The sequence below is a fragment of the Bacillus paranthracis genome (genome assembly GCF_024296885.1).
In the GTDB taxonomy this organism is placed as follows: Bacteria; Bacillota; Bacilli; order Bacillales; family Bacillaceae_G; genus Bacillus_A; species Bacillus_A paranthracis.
Map to the genome: position 1 here is coordinate 930,455 of NZ_CP101135.1, position 15,574 is coordinate 946,028.

At 35.6% G+C, this 15,574-nt stretch carries 10 protein-coding genes; 6 read left to right on the forward strand and 4 right to left on the reverse strand.

What is annotated here, in order from left to right; translation table 11 throughout:
- The first annotated feature begins 221 nt into the window (after positions 1 to 221).
- Positions 222 to 1,778: a fatty acid--CoA ligase gene (locus NLJ82_RS04720; protein ID WP_000282006.1), complete on the forward strand. Its 1,557-nt coding sequence runs from the start codon at positions 222 to 224 to the stop codon at positions 1,776 to 1,778.
- A gap of 27 nt (positions 1,779 to 1,805) precedes the next feature.
- Here the strand turns inward: NLJ82_RS04720 and NLJ82_RS04725 are convergent, their stop codons facing one another.
- The gene (locus NLJ82_RS04725; RefSeq protein WP_000955016.1) at positions 1,806 to 2,270 is read right to left on the reverse strand and encodes a hypothetical protein; all 465 of its coding nucleotides are present in this window, start codon (positions 2,268 to 2,270) and stop codon (positions 1,806 to 1,808) included.
- Positions 2,271 to 2,422: 152 nt separating this feature from the next.
- On the opposite strand from NLJ82_RS04725, the gene NLJ82_RS04730 reads away from it, so the two are divergent.
- The gene (locus NLJ82_RS04730) at positions 2,423 to 3,937 is read left to right on the forward strand and encodes a SulP family inorganic anion transporter (RefSeq protein WP_163170587.1); all 1,515 of its coding nucleotides are present in this window, start codon (positions 2,423 to 2,425) and stop codon (positions 3,935 to 3,937) included.
- Positions 3,938 to 4,133: 196 nt separating this feature from the next.
- On the forward strand, positions 4,134 to 4,505 hold the full coding sequence (locus NLJ82_RS04735) for a hypothetical protein (protein WP_000278023.1): 372 nt from the start codon (positions 4,134 to 4,136) through the stop codon (positions 4,503 to 4,505).
- Positions 4,506 to 4,606: 101 nt separating this feature from the next.
- Here NLJ82_RS04735 and NLJ82_RS04740 read toward each other — a convergent pair whose 3' ends face one another.
- Together NLJ82_RS04740 and secA2 are read right to left on the reverse strand one after the other, a co-directional pair.
- Positions 4,607 to 5,488, reverse strand: coding sequence for an accessory Sec system S-layer assembly protein (locus NLJ82_RS04740; protein ID WP_000948199.1), 882 nt, complete (start codon positions 5,486 to 5,488; stop codon positions 4,607 to 4,609).
- A gap of 14 nt (positions 5,489 to 5,502) precedes the next feature.
- Positions 5,503 to 7,869, reverse strand: coding sequence for an accessory Sec system translocase SecA2 (secA2, locus tag NLJ82_RS04745; protein ID WP_000935184.1), 2,367 nt, complete (start codon positions 7,867 to 7,869; stop codon positions 5,503 to 5,505).
- Positions 7,870 to 8,151: 282 nt separating this feature from the next.
- Here secA2 and NLJ82_RS04750 point away from each other — a divergent pair, with 282 nt between their 5' ends.
- The 3 genes from NLJ82_RS04750 to NLJ82_RS04760 all read left to right on the forward strand — a co-directional run bounded on the left by NLJ82_RS04750 (position 8,152) and on the right by NLJ82_RS04760 (position 14,264).
- Positions 8,152 to 9,672 carry a putative polysaccharide biosynthesis protein gene (locus NLJ82_RS04750; RefSeq protein WP_001060185.1) on the forward strand — a complete coding sequence of 507 codons (1,521 nt, stop codon included), beginning with the start codon at positions 8,152 to 8,154 and terminating at the stop codon, positions 9,670 to 9,672.
- Between the two features lie 141 nt (positions 9,673 to 9,813).
- Positions 9,814 to 10,917 carry a polysaccharide pyruvyl transferase CsaB gene (gene csaB / locus NLJ82_RS04755; RefSeq protein WP_001241616.1) on the forward strand — a complete coding sequence of 368 codons (1,104 nt, stop codon included), beginning with the start codon at positions 9,814 to 9,816 and terminating at the stop codon, positions 10,915 to 10,917.
- Positions 10,918 to 11,594: 677 nt separating this feature from the next.
- Positions 11,595 to 14,264 (forward strand): S-layer homology domain-containing protein, encoded by a 2,670-nt coding sequence (locus NLJ82_RS04760; protein ID WP_001140720.1) that lies wholly within the window; start codon positions 11,595 to 11,597, stop codon positions 14,262 to 14,264.
- Between the two features lie 104 nt (positions 14,265 to 14,368).
- Here NLJ82_RS04760 and patB1 read toward each other — a convergent pair whose 3' ends face one another.
- The gene (patB1, locus tag NLJ82_RS04765) at positions 14,369 to 15,559 is read right to left on the reverse strand and encodes a secondary cell wall polysaccharide O-acetyltransferase PatB1 (protein ID WP_000733046.1); all 1,191 of its coding nucleotides are present in this window, start codon (positions 15,557 to 15,559) and stop codon (positions 14,369 to 14,371) included.
- Positions 15,560 to 15,574 lie beyond the last annotated feature (15 nt).

Genomic DNA, 15,574 nt, shown 5'->3' on the forward strand with positions numbered 1-15,574 from the left:
CACTTCAGTCGGGACGGCTTCTTTTTTATCTTGTCAGTTTTTGTCGGTAAGTCGATATATCCGGAAAATCGCCGATATAATTTCACTTACCCCCAAAAGCGGAACTGTTTGTAAAACTATGTCGATAATAATCAGAAAAATTAGACGAATCATTAAAGGACAATGTCTACTTATGGACGAAATGATAGATTTATGAAAGAGAAAAGGGGGAAATTGTTGGCATGTACATGACGATAGGGAGAATATTTGATTTATCTGTTGGTAAGTATCCGAATAAAGAGGCGTTAGTGGAACCAGAAAAAAATATTCGCTGGACGTATAAACAGTGGAATGAGCAAATAAATAAAACGGCGCATGCTCTATTAGAAGAAGGGGTAAGAAAGGGCGATACGGTATCTGTTTACTTATATAATTGCCGTGAATTTGTAAACGTTTACTTAGCCTGTGCAAAAATTGGAGCGATCTTTAACCCAATTAATTTCCGCTTAAAAGCAAAAGAAGTATCTTATATTCTTCAGGATGCATCCTCGAAAGTCGTTGTTTTTGAAAAAGCAGTTGAGCCAACTGTCGCTATCATTGAACGAGATTTTCCGAATTCGTCTTTTTGGTATGTAGAAGACGATACACCTTCTTATGCAAGTTCTTACCATGAAAAAGTGAACGCAGCATCTTCTAAGAAAATAGATATCGAAATTAATGAAATGGATTATTGTTCGATGCTGTATACGAGCGGTACGACTGGTCATCCGAAAGGTGTATTACATCGCCATCGTGAAATGGCTGAGCATAGTGTGATTTGTACGTATTTCCTAAAATATAATCGAGATAGTGTCGGACTTGTCGTTGCACCTTTATATCATTGCGGTGAGCTGAATGCTGGAATTATCCCGCGTATTCAAGTTGGCGGAAAGAATGTTATTTTACATCATTTTGATACGGAAACAGTATTACATACAATTCAAGAAGAGAAGATTACGACATTCTTTGCAGCACCGACGATGTGGAATATGCTGTTGCAAAAAGATTTAACGCAGTATGATTTAACGTCAATGAAGATCGGTATATACGGCGGGGCTGCAATGGCGCCAGCATTAGTGAAGGAATGTAAAGAACGTCTTTATATTGATCTTGTTCAAATATACGGAATGACAGAAATGGGACCAGTTGTTGCGTTTCTCGTAGAAGAAGATCAAATTACGAAAGCAGGTTCAGCAGGCACGCCATGCTTTAGTCATGAAATTCGAATTGTAAAACCAAACGAAGATGCACCGGCAGAACCAGATGATGTATTGCCTCCTTATGAAGTAGGAGAGATTATTTTGCGCGGTCCAACTATGATGGCTGGTTATCATAACCGAGAAGAGGCAAATGTAAAATCGATGTATAAAGGGTGGTATCACTCTGGTGATTTAGGTTACTTCGATAAAGACGGTTATTTATTCGTCGCAGATCGCGTGGATGATATGGTGATTAGTGGCGGCGTTAATATTTATCCACGTGAAATTGAAGATTTTCTCCATAGTCATCCTGGTATATTAGATGTTGCGGTGCTTGGTGAGCCGGATGAATTATGGGGAGAACGTGTTGTGGCAGTTGTTGTGAAGAAAGATGAAACAATTACAGAGGCTGATTTAGAAACGTATTGTAAAGAAAGTGATGAATTAGCAGATTATAAACGTCCACGTCATTATTTATTTGTGGATGAACTTCCTCGTAATGCAAGTGGGAAATTACAAAAATTTGTGCTGAGAGAGTCTTTAAAAGGGGCAAAAAAATAGAAAGTGGGGGATGCCCACTTTCTATTTTTATTTACGTGAAAACCCTTCTTCATCAAGGTATTCCGCAGCTTCTGGATAAGAGTTAAATGTACCGTCTAAATTTACACCAGCGTACACGTTCCACATATCGTCCTCTGAGATAAGAGTAAGGATATGACCGTCTTCGTTCTGCCATTCTTCTTCTTTCGCAGGTTCTGCAGGAATTACTACTTCTTCTTGTGAAAGTAATTCAATTGATTGCTCGATTACTGAGCGTAATTCATCTGCTGAAAATTCGCGGATGTTAACCATACCTTTATCATCCGTTTTGTAACCTTTAATGCCACTTGCATATACAAAGCCGTTTCCATTTGGATGTAAGTGGTAAACAACGTTCTTTTTATCTAAACGACTTTCTTCAAAGTGAAAGTTCACGCGTTTTAATGATACGTTTTTTCTTTCTAATTCTGGGAAAGATTCAATAATTGATAATTTTTCTTCAAAAGTTAGCATAGTGCCTCCAAATATATAATAAAAGATTTAATTTATCCATTATAGCATAGTTATAATGGTTTCCAAAGATGCGATAGGTACTTATAATTGAATGCGTTTACGTCACGATACTGTAAAAAGTGGACTAACGAATGTATCTTTTTAGGTGTACAATGGAACGTGGACTTAATGTGAAGGTGGTTATTTATATGTTTCAAAAAATAGCAAAGGAATGTTTAGCTGGTTTTACTGTTGCAATTGTTGCGTTGCCACTTGCCATTGCATTTGGTATTGCTGCAACGGGAACATCTGAGGGAGCACTAGTCGGATTGTATGGTGCAATTTTTGCAGGTTTATTTGCGGCGTTATTTGGTGGTACACCTGGGCAGGTTACAGGGCCAACTGGACCAATTACGGTTATCGCAACAGGGGTTATTGCGACGCACGGATTAGAGGCGAGTTTTATAGCATTTATGATGGCGGGACTATTTCAAATTTTATTCGGTGTATGTAAGCTTGGCTCGTACGTTCGTTACATTCCGTATCCTGTCGTTTCAGGATTTATGAACGGTATCGCATTAATTATTATTTTAGGTGAAATGAAGCATGTGCAAAATAGTTTTCTACTCGTCGTATTAACGATTATTGTCATGATTGTTTCAGGAAAGTGGATTAAGGCAATCCCATCTAGTTTAGTCGCATTAGTAGGTGTGACAGCTATGCTTCCTTTATTTTCTTCTGCGTTAGAAGGGCTTACAGTGAGGTTACCGGTTATCGGAAATTTGTCATTAAATAAGGTGATTGAAAAGATTGGGACGATTCCAGAAGCGATGCCAACGCTTCATATTCCATCTTTAAGTGGAACAGGCGTAGCAGAACTTGTTTTACCAGCGCTTAGTATTGCTTTATTAGGATCGATTGACTCGTTGTTAACATCGGTCGTAATGGATAATGTGACGGGGACACGTCATAAAAGTAATAAAGAACTTGTCGGACAAGGTATCGGTAATATGATGAGCGGATTGTTTGGCGGATTAGCAGGGGCAGGTGCGACTGTACGATCTATCGTTAATATAAGAAGTGGCGGTAAAACGGCGCTTTCAGCAAGTATGCATAGTGTTATATTATTTATTTTCATTATGGGACTTGGATCAGTCGTGCAATACATTCCGCTTGCTGTATTATCAGGTATTTTAATTTTAACTGGTATTGGCATGTTTGATTGGGAGAGCATGAAGAAAATGCATGTAGCGCCAAAAGGTGATGTCGTTGTTATGCTCGTAACGATGATTGTCACAGTGAAGTTTGATTTAATGATCGCGGTTGCGTTCGGTATTATTCTTTCATTCATTATATACATGGTGAAATGTAAAGAACGTAAAGTTTCTATTGTAAAAGAAAAGGAAGCAACATATAAAATTAAGGGACCACTTTCGTTTTTAACAGTGGATCGTGTTTTTTATGCTTTACAAGACGTAAAATCTCCGGTTGTTTTACGTATGAAAGATGCACGCTATATGGATGTATCAGGAGCTATGGCGTTATTGAATTTCATTGAGCAGTCGGATAAGTCAGGATTGAGTGTAACGTTAGAGCAAGTACCTGCTCATATTAAAAAGACGTTAGTAGTGATGGCGAGTAATGAGCAGAAAGATAAATTACTATTTGTAAAAACGGAAACTATATGAAGAAACACCCTTATATAAGGGTGTTTTTGTTGTTTGTAACATTTGTATATCAAGATGTTATGCGTCTGTTGACATTTATTCCTCTTAGCAGTATAGTAACATTCTAGATTAGGTATGTGATATTATAGTAATGTATATGAATTTTGAGATTCCTTTTTTTTCAGAAGGAAGAGCTTTAAGCTGGAGGGAATAATTGATGTACAAACAGTTACCACACGGAGTGAAGATTGGGATTACACGCTCAATTGTTGTTTCTTTTGAGAAGTATATGAAAGAAATTGAATGGAACGAAGAAAAGTTTGATATGCAACAATTTGTTGAACAGTGGAAACAGTATTTATACACAAAATCAACTTGGATCAATAAAGTAGATGACGAGTTGAAAGGACATCCAGATTTCCATCAAGCGTTAGCAATGAAAGTAAATGAAAAAATTAACGAGCTTATTAATGAAAAACCGAGCGAAGAACAAGTGGAGCAATTAAAAAGAAATAAAGTAAAGCATGCAGATGAAATGTGCAAATTAGAAGCTGAATATCATATTGAACGTTTATTCGTAACGAAATAAATTTTACATAAAGAAAAAGCCTGTCCAAAGAGGTGTGATGACCATCTTTTTGAGCAGGCTTTTTGTATGAAAAAAAGTAAGAGAGGCGAGCTTCTCTATGATTAGTCTTGTGGTACAAGTGCCTTCCAAGAAGATAGGTCCATATCTTCTTTTAATATAGATGAAGCAGGGAAGACAAATGACCACGGTTTTGTAGTGTTCGCTTTAATTTCAAGGTTCGGTAATGTGAAAGCGCCTTTAACAACAACTGCACCTGTGGCATCTTCAATATGAAGAGGAAGTTGCTCTAGTTGAATGTTGTCTTTACAACCGTTACGAATAAGAAGCGTTGTATGTAAATCGCCGTTTTCTTTTCGTGCAGCTTGCAGACCTAGGAAGTTAATTTCACCATCATTTGGAGGTGTTAAATTGTCTACGAAATTACGTAAAGCTTCTTTGCTTGCTTCAGGTAACTGAGCTTCCCAAGATGGATCTAAATCTAATACATGCTTACTTTCAAGTTCGAACGCTAATTCCCAATCCGTTTGCGATAATTCAGCATCTGTAATTGTTTCTTGCTCAAATGTAAAGATAAACGGCATATTTACATTTGCAGGAATATCTCCTAATGCAGAAAGGTTGAATGTTTTTCGTGCGCATAATTTTTTCTCTTTATTTAGAAGAATTAATGTAACTTCTTCGAAAGAAATTGGTTTCGGAACAGTGCTGCGAATAAATACAGCTACGTCATAACCGTTATCACGCTTTTCAATCTCAATTCCAGATAAAGAAATTTGATATTCTTCTAAACGTGGTAGTTCTTTATGTAAAAATTGATAAATGTATTTTTGTTCTTGTCCTACTGCACCCCAGCTAGGGTGGAAGTAAAGCGTTGGTTTTACAGTTTTATTTTCAGTATTTGTGCTTTCTTGTCCGAATAGTTGATTACTAGAGACAGTCGTATCTTTTCCGTTTTTCTTCGCTTTTTTTAGGAATGATAACATAATCTTTCACCTCGTTATTGTACGTTTTCAGGAACACCTAAATGTCTTGCAACATAGCGGCACATTTCTTTTTCGAAATTACCATATGTGTATAAAAAGATATCTAAAGCTTCTTTTTGATAAAGACGAGTAGGGTCTTCTTGTTGATATTGTCTTAGTCCGATGCCTTCTTTTAAGTGAGTCATTGCATCTAAGTGATTGACCCAGTTTTGATCTAGGAAATGAAGGGCAACATATCGTAGCGACTGTTGTAAATCAGTATGGCTATCTAGCTCATTTACGCGCTCTTTATAAAGAGATAATGTTTCTTTCAAAACGGATTGTAAATCTTCCGGTGAATGTACATTATTTGCTGATAATGATGGCATATTTTCTACTGATAAAATTTCGTTTAGACTTGCTGTTAAACTAGCAAAATCCCATTCTTCTGGAAGCATACCTTCTACAAGATATTGCTTAGAAATGGCTTCTACAGCATGATCAATCATTGGAATAATAATTTCAATCATATTTGTATCTTCTTGTAATAAGTTATTACGTAATTTATAAATAACGTTACGTTGGTCATTTATTACATCGTCTAACTTTAAATTGTACTCACGCATGGAGAAATGGCTACCTTCACAAATTAATTGTGTACGGTTTACAAAATCATGGACTTTAGAAGTTAGAATAAGTCCTGTTTCATCTGTTTTCAGTGATTTCATTAATTTCTCGACTTCTTCTTGTGCGAAACGTTTTAGCATTTCATCTTCTAAAGAAAGGAAGAATTGAGAGCTACCTGGGTCACCTTGGCGACCAGCACGACCTTTTAGCTGATTGTCAACGCGTCGCGATTCATGGCGTTCTGTCCCGATTACATGTAATCCACCAAGTTCGTGAACACCCTCACCTAGTAAAATATCAGTACCTCGTCCGGCCATATTCGTCGCAATTGTAATTTGACCTTTTTGTCCAGCAGTTGCGATTAAATCAGCTTCTTGTTCTGCGCTTTTTGCATTTAATAATTGATATGTAATATTTGCTTCATCTAAGTAACGGGCAACGGTTTCTGATTGTAAAATAGACATTGTCCCAATTAAAATCGGGCGTCCTTGTTTATTGTGCTTTAGAACATCTTCACGTACAGCTTTATATTTTGCATCGGCTGTTACGTATACGACGTCTTTTTTGTCTTCACGAATGATTGGACGATTTGTCGGAATCGGCATAACTTCCATGTTATATACACGGTTAAATTCTTTTTCTTCCGTTTTTGCTGTACCTGTCATACCAGATAGTGCTGGATACATACGGAAGAAGTTTTGAATTGTAATGGATGCTTGTGTTTGATTTTCTTCAGTGATTTCTAAGCCTTCTTTTGCTTCAAGAGCTTGGTGTAAACCGTCACTTAAAGAGCGACCATCCATAACGCGGCCCGTGAAAATATCTACAAGTAGAATTTTTTCATCGTGTACAATATAGTCAACATCACATTGGAAAGCGACATGAGCTCGTAATGCTTGAATCATATAATGATATAAAGTTTGATGCTCTAAATCATATAGGTTATCGATATCAAATAAATCTTCTATTTTTGTAATACCGTCTTCTGTAAAACTAGCAGATTTCGTTTCTGCATCGTATGTGTAATGAAGAGTATCTTGGAATGATTTAATAACTTTTGCACATAAATAGTGTAAATCAGAGCTGCTTGATTTTTTACCGGCGATAATAAGAGGCGTCTTCGCTTCATCAATTAAAACGCTATCAATCTCATCGATAATAGCAAAATGATAAGGACGTTGCACCTGCTCATCTTTTGAAGCAGCCATATTATCACGTAGATAGTCAAAGCCAAATTCTGTTCCAATACCGTATGTAATATCAGCTTCGTAAGCAAGTTTCTTTTCGGCAGGATCGATTTGAGGAATATTTAATCCAACCTTTAAACCTAGAAATTCATGAACTTGGCCAATTAATTCTTTATCTCGTTTTGCTAAATAGTCGTTTACAGTAATAACGTGAACGCCTTTTCCTTCAAGAGCACGTACGTATGTTGGAAGAGAAGAAACTAATGTTTTTCCTTCACCAGTTGGCATCTCTGCAATATTACCTTCTAATAGTACAAGGCCACCAATTAACTGTACATCGTAGTGACGTAATCCAAGTACACGTTTTGCTGCTTCACGTACAACAGCGAACGCTTCAACTTTTATATCATCCACTGTTTTTCCGTCACGAAGCATGTTTTTAAATGTGATTGTTTTATGACGCAATTCTTCATCAGATAAATCAGATAGTTTTTCTTCCAGATTATTAATTTCTTGAACAAGTTGTTCATACTTTTTTAGTTTTCTCTTCTGAGAATCTCCTAACAGCTTTTTTACCGAATTCAGCATGTTGTAAACACTCCTCTTACTGACAATAGCTACATTATAGCACATGTTTATCCCGAATAAGTAGAAGTAGTAAATTGAAGAAATAACTGGATATAAATAAGGCGTTAGTGTACATACTATATTTAAAACATAGAAAGAAAGAGAGTATTCAATGTATAAGAAATTTGGTATGATAGCTAAATGAGATAAAGTGAAATTTTTCAAAAAAGAGAAGAATATAGCTATCTCGTTTTATGTTGTAATATGTATGGAAATTATATATTGAAAGAAAAGAGCTAGAAGATGAATAATAAGTTTGTGAAAGGCGCTGCGATTTTAACGATTACAACGTTTCTATCGAAAGTGTTGGGAAGTTTTTTTCAAATCCCATTACAAAATATAGCAGGAGATGAAGTACTGGGGATTTTTCGCCTTGTTTTTCCTGTGTATATGATAGCTTTAACTTTATCAGTAGCGGGAGTACCGCTAGCTATATCAAAATTAATCGCTGAACTTCATGAGAAGAATGACGAGAACGGAATTGCCAAACTATTTACTTCAGCATCTATTATTGGAGTAATATTTGGAGTGCTTGGATTTTCAGTTATTATGATTGGATCAAGTATGTTTGCAAATATGCTTGGTGGACAAGATACAAGACTTCCATTAATCGTAACTTCGTTTGCGTTATTAATCGCACCATATATGGCGGTATATCGAGGATATTTCCAAGGTTTTGGAGATATGATTCCTACCGGGGTGTCACAAGTAATTGAGCAGTTCATTCGTGTTTTCTTTATGTTAGCAATTGCATTTTTATTTGTATATTGGAATAAAGAGAGTGATGTTGTAACAGGCGGCGCAATGATTGGTTCTTGCCTTGGAGTAATTACGTCACTTATCTATTTGAGAATGAAGTATGTAAAAAGTATATATCGTTATAAAAGTAATACATATTCACTACAAGATTTTAAAGATAATGCAAAAAAGATACTTCAGGTCTCGATTCCAATTGCAGTTGGAGCATTATCGATGCCGGTGTTAAATTTAGTTGATTCTGTAACGATTCCACATATGTTGCATGAATCCACTACAACGATTCAAGAACAATTTGGTATATATAGTCGTGGATTTGCGTTTACACAATTAATTGTCGTGTTTGCAAGTGCGATGGTATTTCCGTTAATCCCGTTGTTAACGGCTGCATTAACAAAGAAGGATGTAGCGTTAGCAAAACAAACAATTGAACGAACAAATGAGCTTGCCCATGTTTTAACAACGCCGATAACAATCTGGCTCATGGCACTTGCAGTCCCGTTAAATGTTGGATTGTTTACAGATGCGAAAGGGAGCGGAATGTTAGCTATTTTAATTGGTAGTTCGTATTTCACATCACTTATGGTATTATCAATAGGAATTTTGCAAGGAATTAACCGTTCTAAGCAAGCGGCGTGGATAGTTGTTGGAGCGAGTTTTGTAAAAGTCATATTAAATATAGTACTTGTAAGTCAATTTGGCATAACTGGTGCGGCTTATAGTACACTTATCATATATATCATGATTTGTATCGTAAACTATATATACATTCGAAAAGAATTGGCTTATTCAATTCACATGGGGAGATTTTTTGCTGTAATTGGGGTATCTAGTATAGTAGGTATAGGATTATATTTCACATCTACTTTCATAAATGTGGTAGATTCTAGACTTATTGCAATAATATATAGCGGTGTAGCGTTTTGTGTGGCCTTGTTCATATATGGCATATGCGCATTAAAGTTGAACTGGATATCCAAAAAGCAAATCCCATTTTTACGTAAGTAAATGAGTCCATAAATGAGTATGGCTATTTGTATGTTTGTGAAAGAAATCAATTTAAAGTTATCCAACTTTTCTTATTAAAGAGTTGATAGCGATTTGTTGAATGACAAAAAGTTGATTGCGAAATGTTGGAGGAGATTAAGAGTGCGGTTAGTTTTATCAGGATATTATGGTTTTTATAATGTTGGGGACGAAGCAATTTTGCAATCAATTATTCAAGCGCTACATGAAGAGGATCCTACTCTTGAGCTTGTTGTACTTTCGAATGACCCCGACTATACAAGAAAAATGTACGGTGTAGAGGCAGTAAATCGCTGGGATATAAGAGCAATTTATAAGGAAATAAAGAGAAGTAATGGCTTAATTAGCGGAGGAGGAAGCCTCCTTCAAGATAAAACGAGTATTAAAAGTATTTTGTACTATACGGGTATTATGCGAATTGCTCGTTTTTTGAAGAAGCCGTATTATATTTATGCGCAAGGAATTGGTCCAATTACGAAAAGACAAAATCGTTTATTAGTGAAATGGCAAGTATCAAAAGCGGAATATATATCAGTTCGTGATGAAGATTCATTTTTGTATTTAAAAGAAATTGGTATTAAGAAGGATATCGAACTAGTTCCAGATCCGGTATTGGCATGTCAACCAGAAGGAATGAAGTCGGAGTGGTTGCAAAAACATGCGATTCAAGGGAAAGTAATTGCAGTTAGTGTGAGGTATTGGGACGCGAAAGAAGATTATATGAAGAAGCTAGCAGATACGCTGAAAAAATTTAAGCGTGATGGATACCATATTTTATTCGTACCAATGCATGGACCATTTGATCAAAATGCATCACGCGATATTATTAATTTAATGGGAGAAGAAGCTCATATGCTTCCGTATAAGCTCGATATTCATGAGAAAATTTCAATTTTGTCGGAATGTTCGCTTCTAATCGGTATGAGACTGCATGCACTCATACTATCTGCGGTTGCTAATATTCCTATGGTCGGTATTTCATATGATCCAAAGATCGATTCATTTTTACAACAAGTAAATCAGCCGATTATCGGAAACGTAGATGGTGATTGGACGTCTGAAACTTTGTATAATGTCGCAACGAAGCAATTAGAACAAAAAGAATATGTACAAGAAACATTGGAACAAAGAGTAGAAGAATTACGAGAGCAAATTTCAACAGCGTCTCGATACATCATAAGTGACTTGAATTCAAAAGAGTTCAAAAAAAGAGGAATGGGATCTTAATTTAAGAGGACATCCTCTTTTTTATTTTTTGAAAAAGAAAATGTCGAAAGAAAAAATGAATTTGTAGAAAAATGTCGAATTACGTAAGTGATTATAAATGTATGCTCATAAAGAAAGAAGTTTGAGAGATAAGATGTACGTTTAAAAATCCTAACATTAATATATATTGAATGTTTGTATTTAACGTTTTATTTAGTAAATGATAAAAAAATAGGTATGGTAATTTTGGGAAATCTGATGGTAATAAAAATGTCGAATCATAGGAAAATAAGTTGTCGATTAATGTCGTAATATCTTTATAGTTAAATATTGAAATTGGAAACGTTTTTCTGTTATAGTTGTAAATGGTTATAAGAAGATTGTTATAAATGTAATTCAGACGCGTTTTTCTATTCATTTAAGATATTCAGATTTTGAAATCTGGATTCTTTAAAACAAAAGTCGAAAAAACGATCGTTTCGAATTGTGAAAATTCACTTTTTTGTCGAATTTAAGGTTTTAAATTAGATGAAAAGAGTGTATGATTTCTTTATGATATCTTTAATACGGGATATTCTATTATTCTGTACAAGAAATATTTTAACCACATTTATATCTACTAGTTTCAAAAATAAATAGAATATCTATTTAAAACATTATGTAACTAGTATTACATTCCTAAGGAGGAAATATATAAAATGGCAAAGACTAACTCTTACAAAAAAGTAATCGCAGGTACAATGACAGCAGCAATGGTAGCAGGTGTTGTATCTCCAGTAGCAGCAGCAGGTAAATCATTCCCAGACGTTCCAGCTGGACATTGGGCAGAAGATTCTATTAACTACTTAGTAGATAAAGGTGCAATTGTAGGTAAGCCAGACGGTACATATGGTCCAACCGAATCAATCGATCGTGCTTCTGCGGCTGTAATCTTCACTAAAATTTTAAATTTACCAGTTGATGAAAATGCTCAACCTTCTTTCAAAGATGCTAAAAATCTTTGGTCTTCAAAATATATTGCAGCAGTTGAAAAAGCTGGTGTCGTTAAAGGTGATGGAAAAGATAATTTCTATCCTGAAGGAAAGATTGACCGTGCTTCTTTCGCGTCTATGCTAGTAGGTGCTTATAACCTAAAAGAAAAAGTAGATGGCACATTAGTTACAAAATTTGATGATTTAAGAGGACATTGGGGTGAAGAGAAAGCTAACATCCTAGTTAACCTTGGAATCTCTGTAGGTACTGGTGGTAAATGGGAGCCGAATAAATCTGTATCTCGTGCAGAAGCAGCTCAATTTATCGCGTTAACAGATAAAAAATATGCAAAACCAGAGAACAGTGATGCGAAAGTAACAAACGTTGCTGCTACTGAGCCAACACAATTAACGTTAACTGGTACAGGATTAAACAAGCTTACTGCTGAAGATGTTACGCTTGAAGGAAATAAAGCGATCGCACTTGAAGCGAGTAATGATGGGAAATCTGCAGTTGTAACATTAAGTGGAAAAATCGCTCCAAATAAAGAGCTTCCTGTTAAAGTAAAAGGCAATACCTTTATTGTGAAGTATGTATACGAAGTGAAAAAATTACGCGTAGAACAACTTACATTTGATGATGATCGTGCAGACCAAGCAGTTGTCTTCAAATTAAATGATGAAAAAGGTAACGCTGATATCGAGTATTTAGATATCGCTGGTCATGATGTGAAATTTGTTGCAAATAAATTAGATGGCACTCCAGCAAACATCTTTGAAGGTGGCACTGCAGAGTCAAAAACTGGTAAACTAGCAGTTGGTATCGATGAAGGTAAATACAAAGTGGAAGTACAAGTTACAAAACGTGGTGGTATCACAGTGTCTAACACTGGTATCATCGAAGTGAAAAATCTTGATGCAGAAGCAACAGCAATTAAAGATGTTGTATTTGCAGTAGATACAGATAAAGCTGGTGTAAATTATGCTAAAGCTTTAAGTGGAACAGACTTCACATTAAACAGCAAAACTTTAGTTGCTGGTGAAAAAGCTGGTATCCACAAAGTTGTTGCTCAAATTAACAAAGAAAACAAAGTTGTTGATCCTAGCGCGATTAGCCTAAAATCATCTAATCCAGGTGTTATTTCTGTGAAAAATGGTGAAATTAAAGCAGAAGCAGCTGGTTCAGCAACACTTACAGTTAAAGTTGGCGATGTAACAAAAACATTTGATTTCGTTGTAAAAACGGATGCTCGTAAACTTACAACTGTAAAAGCTAACCCAGATCAATTAAAAGTTGTAGATGGAAAAGAGTTACCAGTAACATTCGTAACGACTGACCAATACGGCGATCCATTCGGTGCGGATACGGATGCAATTAAAGAAGTATTCCCACAAACGGGTGTTGTAAAAGTATTAGATGTTATTACAACAAAAGAAGGTTCTATCGGAACATCTTCTATTCTAGTTAAAGGTGAGCAAGTTGGAGCAGGTACAATCCACTTCCAAAACCCAAATAAAAATGCAAGTGGCGAAGGTTATGGATCACTTCATGTTGAAGTTACGAAGAGCAACATCGGTCATGAAGCTCCACGCTTAGAGCTTGTTTCTAAAGCTGGTCAAAAAGGTGAAGCTGCTGATACTACACTTGGTGCTGGAAATACAGTAGCATATCAATTATCTAACTATACTACTGAAGGCGTATATGCTGATGCAGCAAAATTAGAAGGATATGACGTACGTGTAGGAAATAGTGAGATTGCTACAGTTGAATTTGGTAAAGACGGAAAAACTTTACTAGTAAAAGGTGAAAAAGCAGGTGTTACTGATGTTATCTTAACGAAAGATGGCGCTACAGCTGGACACGCAACAATTACTGTTACACAAGAAAATATCAAAATTACATCTGTTAAATTTAAAGATGTAGAGGTTGAGCAATTTGAAAACCGTAAAGTTGATATTGACAGAGTACTAGACGTTGTGAAGAGTGATAAAGATGATGTTCTAAATGGCATCAAATTAAACATCTCTACAGAACATAAAGTACGTATTGTTGATAACATGGAAATTTATGAAAAATCACCATTTGTTAAAAAAGTAGAGCAAGGCAAAGTTTACCTAGATCGTAACGACAATGCTGAATTTGACGGTAACGATGTTGAACTTGGTTATGTAACAGCTGTTAAATCAAATGATACAGTTTCTAAAGAAGGAAATGACTTATTTAACTTCTTAACTGATGAAACTGCTACTAAGAAAAACGACGTCTTCAAAGGTGTAACAACTGCATTTGGAGATAAAGGTACAGTAATCTTTAAAGTTGTGAAAGACAGATTTGCACCAACTACTGAGTATGGTACAAAAGCTGTAACAATCAACGTTATTAAAGAAGAAATCTAATGATTAGATTTGCAATCCTCATGTCATAGTGACATGAGGATTGTTTTTGGTTTCGAAAAAAATAGGTCTCTTTAGAGGATTCTAAAGAGACCTATTTTTAATAGTTATTTCTTAAACTTAAACATGTCCCCACTCAAATTCGAATCACTATACACAAACAATACCATGTTAATGTTGTTGTCTTGAATGTATTGATATACATCTTTTTCGTGATAGTGGCGCAGGTCGAGGATAGATGTATGTTTGAAACTTTGTGCTAAGTGTGGCACGATTGCGTTTGCGAATGAGTCTTTTAGGACTAGGGCGCGTACTTCATTTTGTGCATTGTTATTTTCGATGACGATTTCTGGATAGTCATCTGTGTAATAACCTGCGTATGATGTTGTATCTTTTTGTTTTTCTACGCCGTATATTTCATCTAAGTTTTGGTGAATAGTACCTTGCACATCTTTTGCGGTTACGCTTGTGAAGTTGAAACCGTCTTTCGGTGTGTAGTAGCATAATTTTTCACCATTGGCATCGATGAGTTGGTATAGTTGGTTGTTAAAACTTCCGACTAAATGTTTATTTTGCGCACATGTCCGAGTGTAGTCTTCTTTTTTTATTTCTTTTCCTTTATATATAGAAGATTGTTGCCCGATTGTGTTCATTATATATTGGTACCCTAAGAAGGCACCGTCCATATTCCAATGATGGTCTGTTTTGAAATACATGTCTTGTATTTCTTCGTTTGTATAGTTCTGTTTAAAGTGTTCCATCAGTTTTATTGGCTTTACGTCTGCTGGAAGCTTCTTTAGAAAGTAATTTAAATTTTCCTGTGCATATGTATGAATATGAGAAGGTAATTTAAATGATAATGCATTCGTTTTTGACGGTGGTAAAGCAAAGTAAAACTCAACGTTTCGTTCTTTTAAAAACTGCGACAAATCGTTTATAGCAGGCATGGATTGGTCAATTTCATTATATTTTTTTGTCCACGCCGGGTTTTTCAGGAGCCATTTATCATCAGTTAAAATAATGTCGTTAATGAGAGATTTGCCCATATTAATTTGAGCAATTGTATAGTTTTTAATAAGCTCATCTCGTCCGATTAGTTGATCATTTGTGTATGTTTCGACATCTTTAAAGAAGCTACCAGTTAGGAGAGCTTCTTTCGTAAGTGCTGGTTTTTGAGCGAGCGGCCGATTTTCAACTGGTGAAATGTCTCGGTCTGTTTTGAGTAACGATAATATGCCAAATGAAAAGATAATGGTGAGAAAACCGATAAACAGGATGAGGTTCCCCAATTTTTTCATAATAACGTTTCCTTC

What these genes read in the sequence shown, in the direction of transcription:
- secA2 (WP_000935184.1), bottom strand. Translation starts at nt 7,869, where the DNA reads ATGCTGAATTCGGTAAAAAAGCTGTTAGGAGATTCTCAGAAGAGAAAA.
- NLJ82_RS04725 (WP_000955016.1), bottom strand. Translation starts at nt 2,270, where the DNA reads ATGCTAACTTTTGAAGAAAAATTATCAATTATTGAATCTTTCCCAGAA.
- NLJ82_RS04760 (WP_001140720.1), top strand. Translation starts at nt 11,595, where the DNA reads ATGGCAAAGACTAACTCTTACAAAAAAGTAATCGCAGGTACAATGACA.
- NLJ82_RS04730 (WP_163170587.1), top strand. Translation starts at nt 2,423, where the DNA reads ATGGAACGTGGACTTAATGTGAAGGTGGTTATTTATATGTTTCAAAAA.
- patB1 (WP_000733046.1), bottom strand. Translation starts at nt 15,559, where the DNA reads ATGAAAAAATTGGGGAACCTCATCCTGTTTATCGGTTTTCTCACCATT.
- NLJ82_RS04740 (WP_000948199.1), bottom strand. Translation starts at nt 5,488, where the DNA reads ATGTTATCATTCCTAAAAAAAGCGAAGAAAAACGGAAAAGATACGACT.
- NLJ82_RS04720 (WP_000282006.1), top strand. Translation starts at nt 222, where the DNA reads ATGTACATGACGATAGGGAGAATATTTGATTTATCTGTTGGTAAGTAT.
- NLJ82_RS04735 (WP_000278023.1), top strand. Translation starts at nt 4,134, where the DNA reads ATGTACAAACAGTTACCACACGGAGTGAAGATTGGGATTACACGCTCA.
- NLJ82_RS04750 (WP_001060185.1), top strand. Translation starts at nt 8,152, where the DNA reads ATGAATAATAAGTTTGTGAAAGGCGCTGCGATTTTAACGATTACAACG.